The following is a 20,874-nucleotide window of genomic DNA, read 5'->3' as shown; positions in this document are numbered from 1 at the left end:
GTGCTGCGGTGGGAGTTTTGGCTGGGTGCGCGCTGATGTGCCGAGCACCCTCAGCCTATCGGCGCGGCTCCGTCCGTGCTCCCTGTCGGAGATCCCGCCGGTTCCAGCGCACTGAAACCACCGTGAAACCGAGCTGAATGCGCCCTCCCGCAAGCTCTGCGGCATGACGACAACGACCCACGAACTCGCGATCTCAGCCACCGGGCTGCGCAAGGCCTACGGGGACAAGACAGTGCTCGACGGCATCGACCTGGCCGTCCCGGCCGGTACCGTCTTCTCCCTGCTCGGTCCGAACGGCGCCGGCAAGACCACCGCCGTCAAGATCCTCTCCACGCTCGTCACCGCCGACGCCGGCGAGCTGCGGGTCGGCGGTCACGACCTGGCCACCGACGCACAGGCCGTGCGGGCCGCGATCGGTGTCACCGGGCAGTTCTCCGCCGTCGACGGCCTGATCACCGGCGAGGAGAACATGCTTCTCATGGCGGACCTGCACCACCTGTCCAAGCAGGAGGGACGCCGGGTCGCCGCCGAACTGCTGGAGCGCTTCGACCTCACCGAGGCCGCGAAGAAGCCCGCCTCCACCTACTCCGGCGGTATGAAGCGCCGCCTCGACCTCGCCATGACCCTGGTCGGCAGCCCGCGGATCATCTTCCTCGACGAGCCGACCACCGGCCTCGACCCCCGCAGCCGCCACAACATGTGGGGCATCATCCGGGAGCTGGTCTCCGGCGGTACGACCGTCTTCCTCACCACTCAGTACCTCGACGAGGCCGACGAACTCGCCGACCACATCGCGGTGTTGAACGACGGCAAACTCGTCGCCGAGGGCAGCGCCGAGGAGTTGAAGCGGCTCGTCCCCGGCGGCCACGTCCGGCTGCGCTTCACCGACCCGGACGCCTACCAGTCCGCCGCGACGGCCCTGCGCGAGGTCACCCGGTTCGACGAGACGCTCTCGCTGCAGATCCCCAGCGGCGGCAGCCAGCGCGAACTGCGCGCCATCCTCGACTGGTTGGACGCCGCCGACATCGAGGCGGACGAGCTGACCGTGCACACCCCCGACCTCGACGACGTGTTCTTCGCCCTGACCGGCGGCGCCAAGGTCGCCCACCAGCCCAGCGTGTCCGACCAGCCCAAGGAGAACGTCCGATGAGCACCCTCTCCCTCGCCGTCCGCGACTCGTCCACGATGCTGCGCCGCAACCTGCTGCACGTACGGCGCTACCCGTCCCTCACCCTGAACCTGCTGCTCACGCCGATCATGCTGTTGCTGCTCTTCGTCTACATCTTCGGCGATGTGCTGAGCACGGGCATCGGCGGCGCGGACCGCTCCGACTACGTCGCGTACCTCGTCCCGGGCATCCTGATGATGACCATCGGCGGCACCGTGATCGGGACCGCGGTGTCTGTCGCCACCGACATGAACGAGGGCATCATCGCCCGCTTCCGGACCATGGCGATCCACCGCGGGTCCGTGCTCGTCGGGCACGTCGTCGGCAGTGTGATCCAGTGCGTCGCCAGCGTGGTCCTCGTCGGAGCCGTCGCCGTGGCCATCGGTTTCCGGTCCACGGACGCCACGGTCCTGGAGTGGCTGGCGGCCTTCGGACTCCTCGCGCTGTTCTCCCTGGCGCTCACCTGGATCGCGGTCGGGATGGGTATGGTCAGCCCGAGCGCCGAGGCGGCCGCCAACAGCGCCCAGCCGCTGATCCTCCTCCCGCTGATCTCCAGCGCGTTCATCCCGGCCGACACGATGCCGGGCTGGTTCCAGCCGATCGCCGAGTACCAGCCGTTCACCCCGGCCATCGAGACCCTGCGCGGCCTGCTGCTCGGCACCGAGATCGGCAACAACTGGTGGATCGCGCTCGCCTGGTGCGTCGGCCTGACCGTGCTCGGCTACCGCTGGTCCACGGCCGCGTTCAACCGCGACCCGAAGTAGCCGCCATGACAGCGCGGGCCGCCTCCCGCAACTCGTCCCGCCCCAGGGCGGCGTACTCCGACACCGCGTCGGTGTACGCCGCCCTGTCGGCGTCCTCGGCCTCCTGCCGGGCGAGGTCCGGCGACATCGTGGGCTGGAACTCCCGCAGCACACCCAGCCGTTCGGCCAACGCGATCATCCGTACGGCATCGGCCGGAGACGGCTCGGACGCGAGCCCGACCATGCCGAGGGCATGCAACATCGTCCCGAGCAACGGGAGTTCGGAGGGTGAGCCGACCGGTTCGGCGAGCAGCGTCCGCAGCCGGCGACGCAGCCGGTCGACCAACTCCCCCACCAGCGCGAGCCGTCCGGCACGGGCGTGGGCCGTCACCGCCACCGACTGCACCATGAACGCCCACGGGTCGAGCCAGGCGTCGTCGTCGCGCAGCGCGCCGGCCGCGAGCATGCGCTCCACCGCGCCGCGCCACAGGCCGAGTCCGACCTCCGTCAGTCCGCGGGCGAGCGCGATCTCGGCCCGCCCGCCGAGGTCGGGCCGGTAGAAGTCGTCCTCCGGCGGGGTGCTGTCGCTCTCCGCCTGCCGCAGCCAGTACTCCGCCTCGTCCGCGTCACCGCGCTGCAGACAGGCGAGGACGAGGAGCGAGCGGATCCCGACGTAGTCGTGCCCGTCACCGAGCCGCGGCAACACCGCGAGGGACGCCTTGAGATGCTCGTACGCCTCCTCGCCCCGCCCGGTCCGCAGGCACAGCTCGCTCAGCCGCGAGTGCACCATGAGCTGCACTGACGGGTTGTCAACTCCGGCCAGCCCCACGACAGTCCGGCGGGCGGAGACGAGCGCGCGCTCGATGTCGTGCTCGAACTCCCAGACGTAGCAGGCGACACACTCGGCGATACCGGAGAGCAACGGCCCCTCGCCGCCTTCGCCGTCGCACAGCCTGCGCAGCACGTCGTAGTCGGGCCGCCGTATCTCGGGGATCGCGCTCAGCACGATCGCGGTGGCGCGCATCAACGAGGTCGGCGGGGCCGGCGGCAGCCGCCGGAGGGTGACGAGCTGGCGTACGGCGCGCGGGCCCGTGCCCATGAACACGGTCACCGTGCCCAACACCGCGGCGGTGCGGGCGACTTCGACGTAGGCGGGCTCGGGGTGGTAGTGCGACAGCGCCGGTCCGGTGTCCTCTGTGAGGGCGACGAGGCGGGGGTAGCTGGTGCCGGTGGACCATAGGCCGGCGAGGACCGCGGTCACGGCGGCGGTCGCGGGGTCGTCCGCACGGGCCAGCGCATACCTCAGCGCCGCCGCGAGGTTGTCCTGCTCGGCCTTGATCCGCTCCCACGCGGCCTGCGAGTCCGACCCGAAGAGCACATCGTGATGCGCGACCCCGAACTCCCGCGCCCAGAGGAGGAATTGGTCTACGGCGGGCTCGTCCTCACCCGCCTCACCACGCCGGGCCGCGCTGAACTCCCTTACGGTCTCCAGCATCCGGAAGCGCACACCGGCCGGGGTGTCGGCGACGGTGAGCAGCGACTGGTCGGCCAACTGCTCCAGGACGGGCAACGCGTCGTCGCCCAGCACGTGTTCGGCCGCCTCGCCGGAGAAGCCGCCGGGGAAGACGGACAGGGTGCGCAGCGCGGCCCTGGCGTCCTCGGCGAGCAGGTTCCAGCTCCACTCGACGACCGCGTGCAGGGTGCGGTGACGCTCCGGCACGTCCCGCGCCCCGCCGCGCAGCAGGGCGAACCGGTCGCCGAGGCGGCGGGCGATGTCCGGCACCGACAGGACGCGCACCCGCGCGGCCGCCAACTCCACGGCGAGCGGCAGCCCGTCGAGGTGCCGGCACAGTTCGGCCACCGCGTCCGGCGGCAGTTCCACCCCGCTCCGGGCGGCCCGGGCCCGCTGTGTGAACAGCTCGACCGAGACACCGAGACCGAGTTCCGGCAGCGCGTACACCGCCTCCGAGGTGAGACCGAGCGGGGAGCGGCTGGTGGCGAGCACCCGTAGCTCCTTGGACGACGAGACGAGTGCCTGGACGAGGTCGGCGGCGCCCCGGATGATCTGCTCGCAGTTGTCGAGGACCAGCAGCGCGGGCCCGGAGCCGAGCACGCCGAGGATGCCGGACACCGGGTCGCCCGAGGCGGGCCCGTTCATGGCACCGGCGCCGAGCGCGGAGGCCACCTCGGCGGCCACGTCCGCGTCCTCGGTGACACCGGCGAGCGGCACGAAGTACACCACACGCTGTTCGGCCCGACGGCTGACGGCGTGCGCGAGCCGGGTCTTGCCGAGGCCACCGGGCCCTACGACGGTGACGGCACGCGAGCCGCGCAGCAGCCGTTCCACCTCCGCGATGTCCTCGTCCCGCCCGAGCAACGGGTTCGGCTCGTGCGGCACCCCGTGCCGGGCCACGGGCGCCTCGCCCCGCAGCAACTCCTGTTGTACGGCCTTGAGTCCGGCGCCCGGGTCGGTGCCGAGTTCGTCGCGCAGCTCACGGCGGTACGCCTCGTACCGGGTCAGCGCGGCGGACGGGCCGGCCGTCGCGGCCTCTCCGCGCAGCAGCTCACCGAGCACCTCCTCGTCCCGCGGACGCACCACGGCGGCCGCGGCCAGCGGTCCGGCGGCCTCCGCGTGCCGGCCTAGGCGGGCGAGCGCCAGCGCCTGCGCGCGGACGAGCGTGTCGCGGACGGGGGCACGCTCGGCGCGCAGCGCGGCGACGGGGTCGTCGCTGTCGATGCCCTGGTCGGGGGTGCCTTCCCACAGCGCGAGCCCGGCCTCGGCCTCGGCCAGCGATCCCGCGTGATCCCCGGCCCTGGCCCGGTCCGCGCAGGCAGCCGCGTGCAGCAGCAGGGCGGAGCTGTCGACCTGGTCCTCGGCGAGGGCGAGCCGGTATCCGGTAGGCGTGCTGACGATGAGGTCCGCGCCGAGCTGCGCCCGCGCCCTGGACACGAGGACCTGGAGCGCCTTCCCCGGCCGCTCCGGCAGCTCGTCCGGCCACAGCCCTTCCACCAGTCGCTCGGTGCTGCAGCCGGTGCGCAGGTCGCCCGCGAGCAACGCGAGGAGACCGCGGAGACGGGGCGCGGTGACCTCCTGTCTTCGATGGGCGACACGCGGCAGCAGGGTCAGGTCAACAGTCACCCGTGCAGATTAACCAAGGTCCCGCCACCGCTTCCCTACTCGGCACCAGGTCGATCACTTGGGAGGGCGTAAAGATCCGTTCCCAGGCGCGCGAGCGGGGACAACGCCATCACCAGCAGCGACAGCACCATGCCCCCGGCCATCACGAGGAGGCTGGTGCGCAGCCCCCACTCCTGCGCGCGGAACCCGCCGAACAGTGAGCCCAGGGGTGACAACCCCATGCCGGCGAACGTGATCGTCGCGGCCGCGCGCCCCTGCATCCCGTGCGGCGTCACGGCCTGTCGAACGGCGATGACCGCGACGCTCACCAGCTGTCCGCTGATCCCGAACACGAGGTTGACCGCGAGAAGTACGGCCATCGTCGTCGCGGACGAACCGTGCAGCGCGGGCACGCACACGAACGCGCCGTCACCGAGTGCCGCCGCGACCACGATCACCCGGCCGTATCCGAACCGGCCCGGCAGCCGGGCGGCCAGCAGCGCGCCGACGAGCGCGCCGGGACCGGTCGCCGCGAGCGCCAGGCCCACGGCGGTGCCCGACAGACGCAGTTCCCGTGGGAGGAAGACCAGATAGACGGTCATCGTCGCGGCGAAGAAGAACTGGAAGGCGGCCGCGGCGAGGCACACGGTCCGCAGCAAGGAATCGCCGACGACGAAACGCAGCCCGTCATGGATCAGCCGCCATACGCGAGGGGGATGTTCCGAGCGCGCCGGGACGGACTCGGTCCGGCGGATCCGCCGGACCGACAGGAACGACAGCGCGAAGAACAACGCGCTGGAGGCGACAGCGATCGGCGCCGACAGCAGGGTGACCAGCGCGCCGCCAAGGGCGGGCCCACCGATCTGCGCGGCGGACCGGCTGCTCTCCAACGCGCTGTTGCCCCGCACCAGCTGATCCTGTGTCACCAGCCGTACGAGCGAGGCCTGGTAGGCCACGTCGAAGAACACGGACAGGACCCCGGCGACGAAGACCAGCACGAACAGGGCAGGCAGACCGAGCCGGTCGAGCAATCCGGCCACGGCGGCCGCGCCCAGCACCAGGGTCCGCCCGACGTCGGCCACCACCATCACCGTGCGTGTCCGCCATCGGTCCACCCAGGCGCCGACGAGGAGCGAGAGCAGCAGGATCGGCGCCTGCTCCACCGCGCGCAGGACGCCCAGCTGTCCGGCACCGATGTCGAGCGTGAGGACGGCGAAGAGCGGTAGGACCACCAGGCTTGTCTGTTCGCCGAGTTGGGAGACTGTCTGTCCCAACCAGAGCCGGCGGAAGTCATTGTTCGAAGTGGACGGCACGGGAACCCTTTGAGTTGCCGACAACGAGACCCGCGACCCGGCACGCGCGAAGGACGCGCCCACGGTTCGAGCGGGGAGGGAAAGGCTCGCTGTGCCGCAGCGACATCAAGGGCGGCACGCGATGACGGGCCGATCTCGGCCTATGCCGTCAACGCGCGCCCGGACGACCGGGCATCTCTGGGCTCCAACTTCTGGGCGGTCACTGGCGGTTGGGACAGTAGTTCCTGGCGGCCTCGCGCGAAAGCCGATTACGGCCCTCCGCGGAGCACGTCCGCCTACCCGGCGCTCAGGAACCGCAGTACCGCCAGGACCCGGCGATGGTCGCTGTCGACCGACGGCAGATCCAGCTTCGTGAAGATGCTGTTGATGTGCTTGGCCACCGCGCTGTCGCTGACGACGAGTTGGCGGGCGATGCCGGAGTTGGACCGTCCCTCGGCCATCAGGGCCAGCACCTCGTGCTCGCGTGGGGTCAGTCGGTCCAGTGGGTCACTGGACCGCCGCAGGAGAAGCTGGGCCACGACCTCGGGGTCCAGGACGGTGCCGCCCGCCTCGACACGGCGCAGGGCGTCGATGAAGTCCTCGACGTCGGCGACGCGTTGCTTGAGCAGATAGCCGACGCAACCCGTGTTCGCCGTCAACAGGTCGGCGGCGTACCGCTCTTCGACGTACTGGGAGAGCAGCAGGACCGCTGTCGCCGGCCACTCGCGGCGGATGACCAGGGCCGCGCGCACCCCCTCGTCGGACTGTGCGGGCGGCATGCGGACGTCCACGACGGCGATGGCGGGGCGGTGTTCGGCGACGGCGGCGAGGAGGGCGTCGGCGTCACCGGCTTCGGCGGCGACCTCGTAACCGGCCATCTCCACCACCTTGACCAGGCCGATCCTGAGCAGGACCGAGTCCTCGGCGATCACGGCGAGACGGCGCACGGCAACTCCACGGTGATGACGGTCGGGCCTCCGGCCGGGCTGCTGATCGAGAACGCGCCGTCCACGGAGGCCGCCCGGCGGGCGAGTCCGGCCAGGCCGGAGCCGTGGGCGGGGTCGGCACCGCCGGGACCGTCGTCGGCGACGGTGACCCGGAGCCTACCGTCGCGGATCCCGACGGTGACGTCCGCCCGGGAGGCCTCGGGGGCGTGCTTGGTGATGTTGGCCAGGGCTTCGGAGACGGTGAAGTAGGCGACCGCCTCGACGGTCGGGGCGAGCCGTCGGGGCACGTCGACGCGCAGCCGCACCGGCAGCGGGCCGCGTGCGGCGATGCCGGACAGGGCGGCGTCCAGTCCCCGGTCGTCCAGGACGGCCGGGTGCAGGCCGCGCACCAGGTTGTTCAGCTCGTCGATCGCCTCCTTCGCCTCCCGGTGGGCCTGGTCGATGACCTGCCGGGCCTCGTCGGGGAGGTCGGTGAGTGTCGCCCGGGCGATACCGAGGTTCATGGCGAGGGAGACCAGGCGTTGCTGTGCTCCGTCGTGCAAGTCCCGTTCTATGCGCCTGCGTTCGGCGTCGGCGGCGTCCACCGCTCCGGCCCGGCTCTCGGTGAGGTCATCGACCCGGCGCGCGAGCTGTTCGGTGCGGCTGGGGCCCAGCAGGGCCAGGGCGGCGCGGGTGTCGAGGCGGACGAGGACGAGAGTCAGCCACCCGGCGAGCAACAGGGCAGCGATACCGGACGCGTTGATGTAGAAGGCCTCCGTGGAGGTCTCCAGGAACTTCAGCCGCTGTCCAAGGGGCACACCCCACATCCACACCAGGGCGGTTCCCGCGAACCCGCCCCAGCTCCACAACGCGACGGTGACGACCGTCCCGCACGACACCAATGGCCCCAGCAGCAGGTGATAGGCGAGCTGTCGCCAAGTCCCTCCGGACCGGAGCCAGTTCACCGCTCCACGGAGTGTGGGCCTGCGCTGGGCGACCGGGAGCAACGGTATGTCGACACCCGCGAGCGAGGCGAACCTGCGGCGCTGGAGGGCGGTCAGTGCGCCGGTGGCGAAGATCAGCCACGGTTCCACGAGCAGCAGAAGCGGAAGCAACTGCAGCAGTACGCCGGCGAGGTTGAAGACCGTCGCGCGGCCCACGCGTGCGAACACGCCGCGCAGCGCGGTGAGAAGGGGCATACGCACACCGTAGAACGCGGATGGATCGCCGGACCATGCAGAGGGTGCCCGCTTCATGCTGTACCCAGCACCACCCCCAGGTCGGAAATCCACGTTACTGACCTGGGAGTTCATCCCGAGAAGCCTTGTCCTCATGACGACGACAACGTGCTGGAACTGGTCCGCCCGGGTGCTCACCGCCGCCGGAGTGGCGCTGATTCCGTGGATCTTCGTGCTGGCGCGAGTGGCGGGCTCCTACCCCGTGGCGTGGGTCGGCCTGGACACCATGGAGGCGATAGGCCTTGTCGGTACGGGCCTGTTACTGGCCCGCCGCGACCGGCGGCGGGTCGCCGTGGCTCCGGCCACCGCTGTCCTCCTGACGGTCGACGCGTGGTTCGACGTACTGACCGCCGGCCCCGGAGCGGTCCTCACGGCACTGCTGATGGCCGTCTGCCTCGAACTCCCGCTCGCCGCACTGTGCACGGCGGTGGCATGGAACGCCCTGCGCGCGCTCCCCCCGCCAATGTACTAAGCCTGCTTTATAAAGTAGCCTTAGTATATGAGCGACGACTTGGACCCGAACACGGTCGCCTCGGCCCTGCTGGCGAGCATCGGCGTGCTGGTGCGACGGGCCCGCCGGCAGCCGGTCGAGGGAGGGCTCACGATGCCCGAGAGGACCGCCCTGGCCCAGTTGGACCGGGCGGGCCCCACGACCTCCTCGGCGCTGGCCCGGGAGGCGCAGATCACCGCGCAGGCCATGGGAGCGACGCTCAACGCGCTGCGGACCCGTGGCCTGGTCGAACGCCGTCCGGATCCCGACGACGGCCGGCGCGCGGTGCTGACGGTGACGGACGCGGGCCGGCAGGCGCTGCGGAACAAGCGCAACGCGCGGGCCGAACTCCTCGCGCGGGCCCTGACCAGCGGTGCGTTCACCCCGACGGAGCTGGAGCAACTCGCCGCGGCCGCACCGCTGTTGGAGCGGCTGGCCCAGAACATCTGACGGCGACGGAGCCACGAGGAAGCAGGCTGATGACAGACCCTCCCACGACGCGTGCCCCGCGCCGCACGACCGCCGACGACCGGTACAAGTGGACCGCGCTGACGAACACGACCGCCGCGGTCTTCATGTCCGCGCTCGACGGCTCCATCGTGCTGATCGCCCTGCCGGCGATCTTCCGGGGCATCCATCTCGACCCGCTCGCACCGGGCAACATCGCGTATCTGCTGTGGATGATCATGGGATACCGGCTGGTCCAGGCCGTGTTGGTGGTCACGGTGGGACGGCTCGGCGACATGTACGGCCGGGTCCGGATCTACAACTCCGGGTTCGCGGTCTTCACCGTCGCCTCGGTCCTGCTGTCCTTCGACCCCTTCGACGGCGGCCACGGCGCGATGTGGCTGATCGGCTGGCGTCTGCTGCAGGCCGTCGGCGGCTCGATGCTGACCGCGAACTCGGCCGCGATCCTGACCGACGCGTTCCCCGAGGAACAGCGCGGCTTCGCCCTGGGCATCAACCAAGTCGCCGCCCTGGGCGGCATGTTCATCGGTCTGGTCGCCGGCGGTCTGCTGTCGGCCTGGGACTGGCGGGCGGTGTTCTGGGTCAACGTGCCCATCGGGGTGTTCTTCACCGTGTGGGCCTACCGCACCCTGCGCGAGACCGCCAAGCGCGACGGCGGCCGCATCGACTGGTGGGGCAACATCACCTTCGCCGTGGGCCTCAGCGCCACCCTGATAGCGGTCACCGCCGGCCTCCAGCCCTACGACGGGCACACCATGGGCTGGACCAACCCCCTGGTCGACGCCCTGATCGCCGGCGGGCTGCTCCTCCTGGCGGCGTTCGTCGTCATCGAGAAACGCGTCTCCGCGCCGATGATCCAGCTGAGCCTCTTCCGCCAACGGGCCTTCACCTTCGGCAACTTGGCGGGCCTTGCCATCTCGATGGGCCGGGGCGGGATGCAGTTCGTGCTGATCATCTGGCTGCAGGGCATCTGGCTCCCGCTGCACGGCTACGACTACGGCGACACCCCGCTGTGGGCCGGCATCTTCATGCTCCCGCTGACCGCGGGCTTCCTAGCCGCGGGACCCGTCTCCGGGTATCTGTCGGACCGGCTCGGTTCACGGGGGCTGGCCACCGGCGGCGCGGCGCTGTTCGGCGCGAGCTTCCTGGGCCTGATGTGCCTGCCGATCGACTTCAGTTACTGGATCTTCGCGCTGCTGATCGCGCTCAACGGGATAGCCAGCGGGATGTTCGCCTCCCCCAACTCCTCCTCGATCATGGGCAGTGTGCCCGCGGGTCTGCGCGGTGTCGCCTCCGGCATGCGGGCCACCTTCCAGAACTCCGGCACCGCCGTCTCCATCGGCGTCTTCTTCTCCCTGATGATCGCCGGGCTGGCCAGGAGCCTCCCGGGCACCCTCACGGCGGGGCTTCAACAGCAGGGTGTACCGGCCCACTTGGCGGCGCAGGTCGGCGGGCTGCCCCCGGTCTCGTCCCTGTTCGCGGCGCAGCTGGGCGTCAACCCGATCCAGCATCTGCTCCAGCCCAGCGGAGTGCTGCCGCATCTGACGGCGGCCCAGCAACACACCCTGACCGGCAGCGAGTTCTTCCCGAGCCTGATATCCGGGCCCTTCCACTCGGGCCTGGTCATCGTGTTCGCCTTCGGCGCCACCCTCGCGTTCCTCGCCGCGATCGCCTCCCTGCTGCGCGGCACCGGCACCCGCCCCACGGCCAAGACACCGGGACCGCGCAAGGCCGCCACCGGCAATGCCCTCGCACGACCCGACAAGTGACATCCAAGGCATCCAAGGCACCACGACATCCGCAGGAGATCCAACTCCCATGCCACTCACAACGATCGACCCCACCGCCGCGCTCGTCGTGGTCGACCTGCAGAAGGGCATCGTCCCGGCCCTCACCGACGCCCAGGTCACCGCCTCCGTCAAACAGGCGACCCACCTGGCCACCGAGTTCCGGCGCCACGGTCTGCCCGTGATCCTGGTCAACGTCACCGGCCGCGCCCCGGGCCGTACCGACACCGGACGGTCCGCCAACAGCGCGGCCCCGCCCGCCGGTTGGGCCGACCTCATCGACGAACTCGACGTACGGCCGACCGACCATCTGATCACCAAGCGGCGGCGCAGCGCGTTCCACGACACCGGACTCGACACACTCCTACAGGACCTGGGCGTCACGCAGGTCGTGCTCACCGGCATCGCGACCAGCTCGGGCGTCGAGTCGACGGCGCGCTCGGCCTCCGACCACGGCTACCACGTCGTCCTGGTCACCGACGCCATGGGCGATCCCGACCCCGAGGCCCATCGCCACAGCGTCGAGCGTGTCTTCCCCAAGCTCGGCGAGACCGCGACCACCGCCGAGGTCGTCGACATGGTGGAGGCGACGCGATGACCCTGCTCGGCCGACTTCTGAAGAACCGCCGAGCGGGCGAGACCCACACGGCGTGGAACCTGCCCAACCTCGAAGGCCCCGAGCAACTGACGCTCACCAGCGAGGACTTCGGCGACGGCGACACCCTGCCGCTGAAGCAGTGCGCGAAGCAGATCGGCGGCGCCGACCTCTCACCCCGGCTGGCCTGGACCCCGCTCCCGTCCGGCACCGCGCAACTCCTCCTGGTCGTCGAGGACATCGACGTCCCGATCGCCAGACCGGCGGTGCACTGCCTCGCGTTGATCGACCCGGCGGCCGGACACCTGGAGCCCGGCGCCCTGTCGTACCGACAGCCAGGCCCCGGTGTGCGGGTGCTCCGCTCCACCATCGGACGCGGCTACCACGGTCCCGCGCCCATCAAGGGCCACGGCCCGCACCGCTACGTCTTCCAGCTGTTCGCCCTCTCGGCCGCCGTGGACAGCGCCTCCGGCACGACGCCGGTGGACCGGGCACGCCCCCGCGCCCTCCTGCCCACGATCACCGCACCCGTCCTCGGCCGGGGCAGGCTGACCGGCGTATACGAGCGCTGACCCCAACACCCCTCCGTGTGCGCCGAGTTCAGTCGACGACCGGTACGGACGGTGCCCCCGGCGGCATGTTGAACGGAGTGACCACCTGGATCGCCGAGGGCAGCGTCGGGCCGTCGTCGGGGAGGGCCTTGTGCGCGCGCATGACGATCTGGCAGGCGCGCCGCATGTCCTGGCGCAGGTCGTGGTGGAGAACCGCGGACAGACGGCGCTCGCGCAGCAGCCGGGTGTTGTCGTGGTCCAGGTCGTGGGCGATGAACACCGCGCACTCCCGGCCCAGCGCGTCGAAGGCGTCAAGGGTGGCGAGGTTCCCGCCGCCCGCCGAGTACACGGCGATGATCTCCTCGTCCCGTTTCAGCGCCTCCAGGACCAGTTCGTGCTGGGTGGCGTCCAGGCCGTCGCTGTCGGTGACCTCCACCAGGGACCGCCTGGGGTCGGCGAGGCGCATCGCGCTGCGGAAGCCCATCTCACGCTCCTCCTCGCCCCGGAAGGAGCCCCGGCTGATGGTGGTGAGCACGTTGCCGGGCCGCCTGCCCAGCCACTGTCCGAGGAGGTAGGCGGCGGTGGCGCCGGCCGCGCGGTTGTCGATGCCCACGTAGGCCAGGCGTGCGCTGTGGGGCAGGTCGGTCACCAGGGTGACGACGGGGATTCCGGCCGCGATCAGCCGCCCGACGGCGGCGGCGATCTCCGGTTCGTCGGGGGCCTTGAGGATCACCCCCTGCGAGCCGCGCCTCGCGATCCCGTCCAGCGTCGCGGTCAGTTCGGCGGGCGGGCAGGTCTCACGGAAGTGGAAGCGTGAGCGTACGAGGGCGGGGTGCAGGGAGGGCAGTTCGGCTTCGAGCGCGTCCCGTACGGCGGTGGAGAACCGCTCCGGTGTCTGCATCACGATGTCGATCATGAAAGTGCGGCCGCCGAGCCGGACCTGGCTCTGCTGGCGGTCCAGGTCCTTGATGGCTTCCTGCACCTCCCTGATGGTGCTCTCCGTGACATTGCCCCGCTGGTTGAGGACACGGTCGACAGTGGCCGTGCTCAGCCCGGCCTGACGGGCGATTTCCCTGATCGGGTACCGGTGTCGCATGAGTGATCCCCCAGACCGATGATGCACTTTTGATGTGGCGAGAGGCATTGAATGATGGGTTTGTTTTATCAAGACTGGCAGAAACGCACTGACAGCGAAAGGGACCCGGATGTCTCCCATCACCGCAAGGACGCGGACTTGGCTGACCGAGGCGGACTGCGATCTCGACGCGTTCCGCGCACTCGTGGAGCAGCGCACCGACATCGCCGACCATCCCTCGGCCGAGCGCGTCGAGCAGAACGTCCCGCTCTACGACAGCGCCCGGCTCCGTGCTCTCGCGGCCACCGCCGAGGGCCGCCGGGACGTGCAGAGCGAGCTGGTGGGGGCGCTGCTCGACGGGCCCGGCATCGTGGTCCTCAAGGGCGCCTTCCCGGACGAGGCCGTCGTGGACCGGGCGTCCGAAGCCTTCCGCGCGCTGATCGAGGAGGAGCGCGCGAGCGGCGCGGCCCGCGGCGACCACTTCGCCAAGCCCGGCGCGAACGACCGTGTGTGGAACGCCCTGGACAAGATCGCCGTACGGGCGCCCGAGGCGTTCGCCGACTACTACGCCAACGACATCCTGGAGCTGATCTCGGAGGCCTGGCTCGGCCCCGCCTACCAGGTCACCTCGCAGCTCAACGTGGTCAACCCGGGCGGCGCGGCGCAGAGCGTGCACCGGGACTACCACCTCGGTTTCCTCTCCCAGGAACGGGCCGCGGCCTACCCGGCGCACGTCCACCGGCTCTCGCCGGTGCTGACCCTGCAGGGCGCGGTGGCCCACGTCGACATGCCCGTCGAGTCCGGCCCGACGCTCTATCTGCCGCACTCGCAGAAGTTCGAGCCCGGCTATCTCGCCTGGCGGCTCCCGCGGTTCGTCGAGTACTTCGAGACGCACCACGTGCAGCTGCCGCTGGAGAAGGGCGACGCGGTCTTCTTCAACCCGGCGCTCTTCCACGCCGCCGGGCACAACCGCTCGGCCGACATCAAGCGCATGGCCAATCTGCTGCAGATCTCCTCCGCCTTCGGCCGGGCGATGGAGACGGTGGACCGCGAGGCGATGTCGAACGCCCTGTTCCCGGTACTGCTGAGCCGCAAGGCCGAGGGCGTCTCCGAGGACTGGCTGCGCCGGGTGATCGCCGCGACCGCCGAGGGCTACCCCTTCCCCACCAACCTCGACCTCGACCCGCCGGTCGAGGGTCTCGCCCCGCCCTCGCAGGCGGACACGCTCCGCCAGGCCGTCACGGAGGAGTGGGAGGCGGAGCGGCTGCGCCACGAACTGCAGGCCGCCACCAAGCGCCGCCAGAGCTGAACCGAAGCCGAAAAGGACACATCACACTCATGGGACTGCTTGAGGACAGGGTCGTCCTCGTCAACGGAGGCAGCCAGGGCGTCGGCGCCGGTGTCGTACGGGCGGCCGTAGGTGAGGGCGCGACCGTCGTCTTCACCGGCCGCCGCCCGGAGCTGGGCGGGAAGCTCACCGCGGACACCGGCGCCCGCTTCGTGCGGGCCGACCTCTCCGATCCGGCGCAGGCACACGACAGCGTCGTACAGACCGCCGAGGCCTACGGTCGTATCGACTGCCTCGTCAACGCGGCGGGGCTGACGTCACGCGGCTCGCTGCTGGACACCACGCCGGAACTGTTCGACCAGCACATGGCGATCAACCTGAAGGCACCGTTCTTCGCGATGCAGGCCGCGGTCGCCGACATGACCTCCCGCTCCGCACCCGGCACGATCGTCAACATCGGCTCCAACTGCGCCCACGGCGGGCCCCCTCACCTCGCCCCGTACTCCACGGCCAAGGCCGGCCTCGCGGGCCTGACCCGCAACGCCGCACACGCGCACCGCTTCGACCGGATCCGGATCAACACCGTCAACATCGGCTGGACCGCGACCGAGGGCGAGGACGCCATCCAGCGCGCCTTCCACGGCGCGGGCGACGACTGGCGCGAGCGGGCCGCCCGGTCGCAGCCGATGGGCAAGCTCGGGCAGGTCGACGAGATCGCCGACTTCGTGGTGTTCCTGCTCTCCGACCGCAGCGGCGTGGTGACCGGCTCGGTAGTCGACTGGGACCAGAACGTCTTCGGCGGCCAGGACTGAGCCGCGCGCCGGCAGAAGGAGCACGCCTCTCATGCGCATGGGCATCATGGGACTGGGCCGCATCGGCGCCTTCCACACCGAGACCCTCGCCGGGCTCGACGCCGTGGACTCCCTGGTGGTCACCGACCCGGTGGCCACCGCCGTCGCCGCAGCCGCCGAGCGCTTCGGGGCTGTCCCCGCCGACTCCCCCGAGGCGCTGCTCGCGGCGGGAGTCGACGGTGTGGTGATCGCCGCCGCGACCGACGCACACCCCGAACTGATCCGCGCCGCCGTGCGGGCGGGCATCCCCGTGTTCTGCGAGAAGCCCGTGGCCCGCGGTGTCGAGGAGAGTCTGGAGGTCCTGCGCGCGGTGGAGGGCAGCGGTGTCGAGGTGCACATCGGCTACAACCGGCGCTTCGACGCGGGCTGCGTCGCCGCGCGCCGGGCCGTGGCGAGCGGTGAACTCGGCGACCTGCACACCGTACGGTGCACCACCCTCGACCCCGCCCCGCCGCCGGCCGCCTATGTGGCCGTCTCCGGCGGCATCTTCCGCGACTGCGCCGTGCACGACTTCGACATCGTGCGCTGGGTGACCGGCCGCGAGGTGGTCGAGGTCTACGCGACGGGCGGCAACCGCGGCGCGGACCACATCCGTGCCGCGGGTGACGTCGACACCGCGTCCAGCCTGCTCACCCTGGACGACGGCACCATCGCCGTCGTCTCCAACTCCCGCCACAACGCCCGCGGTCACGACGTACGCCTCGAAGTGCACGGCATGAAGGACAGCGTCGCGGTCGGCCTGGAGGACAAGCTGCCGCTACGGTCCGTGGAGCCGGGCGCGACCTTCCCGGCCGGCACTCCGCACACCTTCTTCATGGACCGGTTCGCCGACGCCTACCGCGCCGAACTCACCGCGTTCACCGAGGTGGTGGCCGGCACCCGTACCTCCCCGTGCACGGTCGCCGACGCCGTCGAGGCGAGCTGGATCGCCGAGGCGTGCACCCTGTCCCTGCACGAACACCGTCCCGTACGACTCGAAGAGGTGCGCAAGTGACGACGGACGAACCCCTGCGGATCGGTGTCCTGGGCGCCGCACGGATCGCCGAACTGTCGATCGTGGGGCCGGCGCGGGCGACCGGTCACCGCCTCGTCGCGGTGGCCGCCCGCGACCGCGCCCGCGCCGAGGCCTTCGCCGCCGAGCACGGTGTGGAGCGGGTGGCCGGTTCCTACGCCGACCTCGTCGCCGACCCGGAGGTCGAGGTCGTATACAACCCGTTGGCCAACAGCCTGCACGGCCCGTGGAACCTGGCCGCCCTCCGGGCCGGCAAGCACGTCCTCACCGAGAAGCCGTCCGCGAGCAACGCGACGGAGGCGGCCGAGGTCCACAAGGCCGTGGCCGAGGCGGGCACGGTGTTCATGGAGGGCTTCCACTACCTGTTCCACCCGGTCGTCGTGCGTCTCCACGAGCTGCTGGACAGCGGGGAGTTGGGCGATCTCCGGCACGTCGACACCATGGTCGCGATGCCCGCGCCCCCGGACAGCGACGTACGGTGGTCGCTCCCGCTGGCGGGCGGCGCGCTGATGGACCTCGGGTGCTACAGCCTGCACGCACAGCGCATGCTCGCCCCCTGGGCGGGCGGAGCACCACGGCTGGTCGCCGCACGCGGTGGCGAGAAGACCGGCGCACCGGGGATCGACGCGTGGCTGGACGCGGACCTGGAGTTCCCGGGCGGCGCCACGGGCAACGCCCGCTGCCACATGGCCCACGACACCTGGCAGATGAGCTGCCGCGTCGTGGGCTCACACGGCGAGGCCACGGTGATGAACTTCGTGCAGCCCCATCTGGACGACCGTGTCGTCGTGCGTACGGCGGCCGGTGAGCGCACGGAGGAAATGGGCCGCCGTTCGTCGTACACCTACCAACTGGAGGCCTTCGCCGCCCACTTGAGGCACGGTGAGCCGCTGGTGCTGGACGCCGATGACGCGCTGACCACGATGCGGCTCATCGACGACTGCTATCGGGCGGCGGGGTTCCCGGCCCGGCCGAGCACGGTGCTTCCCGAGGCCTGAGGAGAGACAGCGGTTGGGGGCGGTACCGGACCGGTACCGCCCCCAACCGCTGTGCAGGTCAGCCGACTTTGAGCGCGTCCTCCTCGGGGAGCTTCTCGACGTCGAGGCCCCGGACTTGCGACAACTCGTGCTTGAGCGCGGCGAGTTCGGTGCCGCCTGCCATGTGGTTGGTGAGCTCCTCCAGGGTGATCTCGCTGCGTTCGGCGGAGAGTTCCATCGTGCCGAGCCGCAGGACGCTGAAGTGGTCGCCGACCATGTAGGCGTGGTGCGGGTTGTGGGTGATGAAGATGACGCCGAGACCGCGTTCACGAGCCGCGGCCACGTACTTCAGCACCACACCGGACTGCTTGACGCCCAGGGCTGCGGTCGGCTCGTCCAGGATCAGGACACGCGCCCCGAAGTAGACGGCGCGGGCGATCGCCACACACTGACGCTGGCCGCCGGAGAGGGTGCCGATGGGCTGGTCCAGGTTGTCCAGGACGATGCCCATGTTGCGGAGTTCCTCGTCCGCGGTCTTCTTCATCCGCTCGATGTCGAGACGGCGGAACGGCCAGGGGCCGCTGGTCATCTCGGAGCCGAGGAAGAAGTTGCGCCACACCGGCATCAGCGGCACGGTCGCCAGGTCCTGGTAGACCGTCGCGATGCCCTTGTCGAGTGCCTGGCGCGGGGTGGTGAAATGGACGGGCTCGCCGTCGACGAGGAACTCGCCCTCGGTGTGCTGGTGCAGGCCGGAGATGATTTTGATCAGCGTGGACTTGCCCGCGCCGTTGTCACCCAGCACACAGGTGACCTGGCCGGGGCGGACCGCGAGGTCCACGCCGTGCAGAGCGCGGACGTTGCCGTAGGACTTGCCCGTGCCCCGGAGTTGGACGATGGATTGACTGCTCGTCATGAAGGTCACCTCCGGGTCGCGGTGCGCTGGACCCACAGATTGATGAGGACGGCGCCCAGCAGCATCACGCCGAGGAACGCCTTGAACCAGTCGGGGTTCCAGCCGGCGTAGACAATGCCCTGCTGCACCATGCCGAACATGAACGCCCCGAAGACCGGGCCGATCGCCGAACCAGCACCACCGGTCAGCAGACAGCCACCGATCACAGCAGCCGAGATGTAGATCAGCTCCTGGCCCACACCCTCACCGGACTGCACGGTGTTGAACGTGAACAGCTGGTGCATGCCGACGAACCAGGCACCGAGACCGACCAGCATGAACAGCGAGATCTTCGTGAACGCCACCGGCACACCCACAGCCCGCGCGGAGTCCTTGTTCCCGCCCACCGCGAAGATCCAGTTGCCGTACTTCGTGCGCAGCAGCACCCACGTCGCGATCGCCGCGAACACCAGCCAGTAGAAGATCGTGATCTTCACGTCGACACCACCGATGTCGAACGACGCCGCGAAGACCTTCTTGGCCTGGCTGAAGCCGTCCATGTTGCTGATGTCATCGGTCGCGACATTCCCGGTGACCAGCTTCGTCACCGCAAGGTTCACGCCCTGCAAAATCAGGAAGCTGCCCAGCGTGACCAGGAAGCTCGGCAGCCCGGTCTTGACCACCATCCACCCGTTGAGGAACCCGATCCCCAGCGACACCAGCAGCGCGACGACCACACCCACCCATACATTCATGGTGAGTTGGTAGCTGAGCATGCTCGCGGTCAATGACGAGGCGATCACCGCGACACCGGCGGAGAGGTCGAACTCCCCGCCGATCATCAACAGGGCCACCGGCAGCGCCATGATGCCGATCGTCGACGAGCTGTAGAGGATGTTCGCCATCGCGGCGCCCTCGCGCACCGGCGGAGCCGCGATCAGGAAGAACACGTACACCGCGGCCGCACCGAGGAAGACACCTATCTCGGGACGCGCCAACAGCCGTATCGGCAAAGGTCGTTCAGAGGTCCGCCCGTCCGTCTGCGGGACCGGCGGAGCCGGCGACGGGGAGTCCGTCGCCGGTGCCGTGAGCTGGGTCATGGGCGTCACCGCGTTCCCTTGGCGGCGAACTCGGCGACCTTGGCGACGTTCGTCTTGTCGACGAAGGCCGGGCCGGTCAGTACGGGGGCCTGGCCGCCGCCGCTGTAGTTGCCGTTCGTCTTGTAGAGCCACAGCGAGTCGACGGCCAAGTAGCCCTGGAGGTAGGGCTGTTGGTCGATGGCCCACTGGATCTTGCCGGCCTTGATGGCGCCGACCGCGTCCTTGTTGAGGTCGAACGTGGCGAGCTTGGCCTTGCTGCCCGCGTCGGCGATGGACTGGATGGCGGTCATCGCGAACGGGGCGCCGAGCGTCGTCACGTAGTCGATGGTCTTGTCCTGCTGGAGCTTGGCCGTGATCGTCGACTTCACCGACGGCATGTCCGTGCCGTTGACGTTGAGGATCTCGGTCTTGCCGGTGAAGGTCTTCTTCACGCCGGCACAGCGGGCCTCCAGGGCCACCTGCCCCTGTTCCATGATCACGCAGATGGTGTGCTTGGCGCCGGCCGCGTTGAGCTTACGGCCGAATGCCTCGCCGGCGATGCTCTCGTCCTGGCCGAAGTACTCGAGCAGACCCTGCTTCTTCCAGTCCTGCACACCGGTGTTGAAGCCGACCACGGGGATGCCGGCCTTCTCGGCGGTAGCCATCACCGACCTCATGGCGTCGGGCTTGGCGAGGGTGACCGCGATGCCGTCGACCTTCTGGTCGATCGCGTTCTGCACCAGGTTCGACTGGTTGGGGCCGTTGGGGTCGGACGAGTAGACCAGCTTGACGTTGTCCTTGGCGGCGGCGGCCTGGGCGCCCTTGCGGATCGTGTCCCAGAAGGTGTCACCGGGCGCCGCGTGCGTGATCATCGCGACCGTCATACGGGGAGTGGTGGCCTTGCCGGCCGAGACACCGGAGGTGTCCTCCGAGGACTGCTTGCCTCCGGAACTGCTGGAGCAGCCGGCCACAAGCAGTGCGGCGGCTGCGGCCGCCGCGACGACGGGGACGATTCTGCGGGAGCGGGGGTGGGATGTACGGTCCATCTTTCCGGCACCTCACTGTGCTGCGGGGGAAACGGAGAAGCGGCTGACCGAGCGAAGGCTGCGGATCACATGCCGTTAACACGGCTGTTGCTTATGACGAGATAGAACCGTCATGCCACCCCGGGGTCAACGCTTGTAATGACATCATTTATCCATCACGACAAGATGTCTGAACAATTTCTCGACCGCCGCTAAAACATGCCCCGTACACCGAAATGGAAATGGAAACAGGGGCGGCGGGAACGACCGTGGTTTCGCTCCCGCCACCCCTGTGGCCC

The 20,874-nt window shown here is 70.2% G+C and carries 19 protein-coding genes; 11 read left to right on the top strand and 8 right to left on the bottom strand.

Going from position 1 to position 20,874, the window contains the following annotated elements:
- Positions 1 to 163 precede the first annotated feature (163 nt).
- Together R2B38_RS41530 and R2B38_RS41525 are read left to right on the top strand one after the other, a co-directional pair.
- Complete coding sequence (locus R2B38_RS41530) at positions 164 to 1,150, top strand: ATP-binding cassette domain-containing protein (RefSeq protein WP_318020961.1); 987 nt, start codon at positions 164 to 166, stop codon at positions 1,148 to 1,150.
- Positions 1,147 to 1,932 (top strand): ABC transporter permease, encoded by a 786-nt coding sequence (locus R2B38_RS41525; RefSeq protein ID WP_318020960.1) that lies wholly within the window; start codon positions 1,147 to 1,149, stop codon positions 1,930 to 1,932. Before R2B38_RS41530 ends, R2B38_RS41525 begins: the two co-directional genes overlap by 4 nt.
- Here R2B38_RS41525 and R2B38_RS41520 read toward each other — a convergent pair.
- The 4 genes from R2B38_RS41520 to R2B38_RS41505 all read right to left on the bottom strand — a co-directional run bounded on the left by R2B38_RS41520 (position 1,913) and on the right by R2B38_RS41505 (position 8,446).
- Positions 1,913 to 5,050 (bottom strand): ATP-binding protein, encoded by a 3,138-nt coding sequence (locus R2B38_RS41520; protein WP_318020959.1) that lies wholly within the window; start codon positions 5,048 to 5,050, stop codon positions 1,913 to 1,915. The two genes, R2B38_RS41525 and R2B38_RS41520, sit on opposite strands and share 20 nt — an antisense overlap.
- Before the next feature lie 35 nt (positions 5,051 to 5,085).
- Positions 5,086 to 6,342, bottom strand: a complete 1,257-nt coding sequence (locus R2B38_RS41515; RefSeq protein ID WP_318020958.1) for an MFS transporter — start codon at positions 6,340 to 6,342, stop codon at positions 5,086 to 5,088.
- 275 nt (positions 6,343 to 6,617) lie between these two features.
- Complete coding sequence (locus R2B38_RS41510) at positions 6,618 to 7,199, bottom strand: response regulator transcription factor (protein ID WP_318021923.1); 582 nt, start codon at positions 7,197 to 7,199, stop codon at positions 6,618 to 6,620.
- Between the two features lie 50 nt (positions 7,200 to 7,249).
- The gene (locus R2B38_RS41505) at positions 7,250 to 8,446 is read right to left on the bottom strand and encodes a sensor histidine kinase (RefSeq protein ID WP_318020957.1); all 1,197 of its coding nucleotides are present in this window, start codon (positions 8,444 to 8,446) and stop codon (positions 7,250 to 7,252) included.
- Positions 8,447 to 8,579: 133 nt separating this feature from the next.
- On the opposite strand from R2B38_RS41505, the gene R2B38_RS41500 reads away from it, so the two are divergent.
- The 5 genes from R2B38_RS41500 to R2B38_RS41480 are packed head-to-tail and all read left to right on the top strand — an operon-like array spanning position 8,580 to position 12,397.
- Positions 8,580 to 8,957, top strand: a complete 378-nt coding sequence (locus R2B38_RS41500; protein ID WP_318020956.1) for a hypothetical protein — start codon at positions 8,580 to 8,582, stop codon at positions 8,955 to 8,957.
- Between the two features lie 27 nt (positions 8,958 to 8,984).
- Positions 8,985 to 9,425 carry a MarR family winged helix-turn-helix transcriptional regulator gene (locus R2B38_RS41495; protein WP_318020955.1) on the top strand — a complete coding sequence of 147 codons (441 nt, stop codon included), beginning with the start codon at positions 8,985 to 8,987 and terminating at the stop codon, positions 9,423 to 9,425.
- Positions 9,426 to 9,454: 29 nt separating this feature from the next.
- Positions 9,455 to 11,212 carry an MFS transporter gene (locus tag R2B38_RS41490; RefSeq protein WP_318020954.1) on the top strand — a complete coding sequence of 586 codons (1,758 nt, stop codon included), beginning with the start codon at positions 9,455 to 9,457 and terminating at the stop codon, positions 11,210 to 11,212.
- Positions 11,213 to 11,261: 49 nt separating this feature from the next.
- Positions 11,262 to 11,828: a cysteine hydrolase gene (locus R2B38_RS41485; RefSeq protein ID WP_318020953.1), complete on the top strand. Its 567-nt coding sequence runs from the start codon at positions 11,262 to 11,264 to the stop codon at positions 11,826 to 11,828.
- Complete coding sequence (locus tag R2B38_RS41480) at positions 11,825 to 12,397, top strand: YbhB/YbcL family Raf kinase inhibitor-like protein (RefSeq protein ID WP_318020952.1); 573 nt, start codon at positions 11,825 to 11,827, stop codon at positions 12,395 to 12,397. Before R2B38_RS41485 ends, R2B38_RS41480 begins: the two co-directional genes overlap by 4 nt.
- Positions 12,398 to 12,425: 28 nt before the next feature.
- Here R2B38_RS41480 and R2B38_RS41475 read toward each other — a convergent pair whose 3' ends face one another.
- On the bottom strand, positions 12,426 to 13,472 hold the full coding sequence (locus R2B38_RS41475; RefSeq protein ID WP_318020951.1) for a LacI family DNA-binding transcriptional regulator: 1,047 nt from the start codon (positions 13,470 to 13,472) through the stop codon (positions 12,426 to 12,428).
- A gap of 109 nt (positions 13,473 to 13,581) precedes the next feature.
- Here R2B38_RS41475 and R2B38_RS41470 point away from each other — a divergent pair, with 109 nt between their 5' ends.
- Genes R2B38_RS41470 through R2B38_RS41455 form a run of 4 tightly spaced genes read left to right on the top strand, consistent with a single transcriptional unit; the run spans position 13,582 to position 17,600 of the window.
- The gene (locus tag R2B38_RS41470; protein ID WP_318020950.1) at positions 13,582 to 14,760 is read left to right on the top strand and encodes a phytanoyl-CoA dioxygenase family protein; all 1,179 of its coding nucleotides are present in this window, start codon (positions 13,582 to 13,584) and stop codon (positions 14,758 to 14,760) included.
- A gap of 29 nt (positions 14,761 to 14,789) precedes the next feature.
- Positions 14,790 to 15,551 carry an SDR family oxidoreductase gene (locus R2B38_RS41465; RefSeq protein WP_318020949.1) on the top strand — a complete coding sequence of 254 codons (762 nt, stop codon included), beginning with the start codon at positions 14,790 to 14,792 and terminating at the stop codon, positions 15,549 to 15,551.
- Positions 15,552 to 15,582: 31 nt separating this feature from the next.
- Complete coding sequence (locus R2B38_RS41460) at positions 15,583 to 16,584, top strand: Gfo/Idh/MocA family oxidoreductase (protein WP_318020948.1); 1,002 nt, start codon at positions 15,583 to 15,585, stop codon at positions 16,582 to 16,584.
- The gene (locus R2B38_RS41455) at positions 16,581 to 17,600 is read left to right on the top strand and encodes a Gfo/Idh/MocA family oxidoreductase (RefSeq protein ID WP_318020947.1); all 1,020 of its coding nucleotides are present in this window, start codon (positions 16,581 to 16,583) and stop codon (positions 17,598 to 17,600) included. The genes R2B38_RS41460 and R2B38_RS41455 overlap by 4 nt, the downstream gene beginning before the upstream one ends.
- Before the next feature lie 58 nt (positions 17,601 to 17,658).
- Here the strand turns inward: R2B38_RS41455 and R2B38_RS41450 are convergent, their stop codons facing one another.
- The 3 genes from R2B38_RS41450 to R2B38_RS41440 are packed head-to-tail and all read right to left on the bottom strand — an operon-like array spanning position 17,659 to position 20,596.
- Positions 17,659 to 18,492, bottom strand: a complete 834-nt coding sequence (locus tag R2B38_RS41450; protein WP_318020946.1) for an ATP-binding cassette domain-containing protein — start codon at positions 18,490 to 18,492, stop codon at positions 17,659 to 17,661.
- Between the two features lie 5 nt (positions 18,493 to 18,497).
- Positions 18,498 to 19,571 (bottom strand): ABC transporter permease, encoded by a 1,074-nt coding sequence (locus R2B38_RS41445; RefSeq protein ID WP_318020945.1) that lies wholly within the window; start codon positions 19,569 to 19,571, stop codon positions 18,498 to 18,500.
- Positions 19,572 to 19,576: 5 nt separating this feature from the next.
- On the bottom strand, positions 19,577 to 20,596 hold the full coding sequence (locus R2B38_RS41440) for a sugar ABC transporter substrate-binding protein (protein ID WP_033280547.1): 1,020 nt from the start codon (positions 20,594 to 20,596) through the stop codon (positions 19,577 to 19,579).
- Positions 20,597 to 20,874: the final 278 nt, after the last annotated feature.

The sequence above is a fragment of the Streptomyces sp. N50 genome (assembly GCF_033335955.1).
In the GTDB taxonomy this organism is placed as follows: domain Bacteria; phylum Actinomycetota; class Actinomycetes; order Streptomycetales; family Streptomycetaceae; genus Streptomyces.
The sequence above is the reverse complement of the archived record's forward strand: the minus strand, read 5'-3'. Positions and strand labels throughout refer to the sequence as shown.

What these genes read in the sequence shown, in the direction of transcription:
- R2B38_RS41460 (WP_318020948.1), top strand. Translation starts at nt 15,583, where the DNA reads ATGCGCATGGGCATCATGGGACTGGGCCGCATCGGCGCCTTCCACACC.
- R2B38_RS41505 (WP_318020957.1), bottom strand. Translation starts at nt 8,446, where the DNA reads ATGCCCCTTCTCACCGCGCTGCGCGGCGTGTTCGCACGCGTGGGCCGC.
- R2B38_RS41500 (WP_318020956.1), top strand. Translation starts at nt 8,580, where the DNA reads ATGACGACGACAACGTGCTGGAACTGGTCCGCCCGGGTGCTCACCGCC.
- R2B38_RS41485 (WP_318020953.1), top strand. Translation starts at nt 11,262, where the DNA reads ATGCCACTCACAACGATCGACCCCACCGCCGCGCTCGTCGTGGTCGAC.
- R2B38_RS41470 (WP_318020950.1), top strand. Translation starts at nt 13,582, where the DNA reads ATGTCTCCCATCACCGCAAGGACGCGGACTTGGCTGACCGAGGCGGAC.
- R2B38_RS41490 (WP_318020954.1), top strand. Translation starts at nt 9,455, where the DNA reads ATGACAGACCCTCCCACGACGCGTGCCCCGCGCCGCACGACCGCCGAC.
- R2B38_RS41480 (WP_318020952.1), top strand. Translation starts at nt 11,825, where the DNA reads ATGACCCTGCTCGGCCGACTTCTGAAGAACCGCCGAGCGGGCGAGACC.
- R2B38_RS41440 (WP_033280547.1), bottom strand. Translation starts at nt 20,596, where the DNA reads ATGGACCGTACATCCCACCCCCGCTCCCGCAGAATCGTCCCCGTCGTC.
- R2B38_RS41530 (WP_318020961.1), top strand. Translation starts at nt 164, where the DNA reads ATGACGACAACGACCCACGAACTCGCGATCTCAGCCACCGGGCTGCGC.
- R2B38_RS41445 (WP_318020945.1), bottom strand. Translation starts at nt 19,571, where the DNA reads ATGACCCAGCTCACGGCACCGGCGACGGACTCCCCGTCGCCGGCTCCG.
- R2B38_RS41525 (WP_318020960.1), top strand. Translation starts at nt 1,147, where the DNA reads ATGAGCACCCTCTCCCTCGCCGTCCGCGACTCGTCCACGATGCTGCGC.
- R2B38_RS41510 (WP_318021923.1), bottom strand. Translation starts at nt 7,199, where the DNA reads ATGGCCGGTTACGAGGTCGCCGCCGAAGCCGGTGACGCCGACGCCCTC.
- R2B38_RS41475 (WP_318020951.1), bottom strand. Translation starts at nt 13,472, where the DNA reads ATGCGACACCGGTACCCGATCAGGGAAATCGCCCGTCAGGCCGGGCTG.
- R2B38_RS41450 (WP_318020946.1), bottom strand. Translation starts at nt 18,492, where the DNA reads ATGACGAGCAGTCAATCCATCGTCCAACTCCGGGGCACGGGCAAGTCC.
- R2B38_RS41495 (WP_318020955.1), top strand. Translation starts at nt 8,985, where the DNA reads ATGAGCGACGACTTGGACCCGAACACGGTCGCCTCGGCCCTGCTGGCG.
- R2B38_RS41465 (WP_318020949.1), top strand. Translation starts at nt 14,790, where the DNA reads ATGGGACTGCTTGAGGACAGGGTCGTCCTCGTCAACGGAGGCAGCCAG.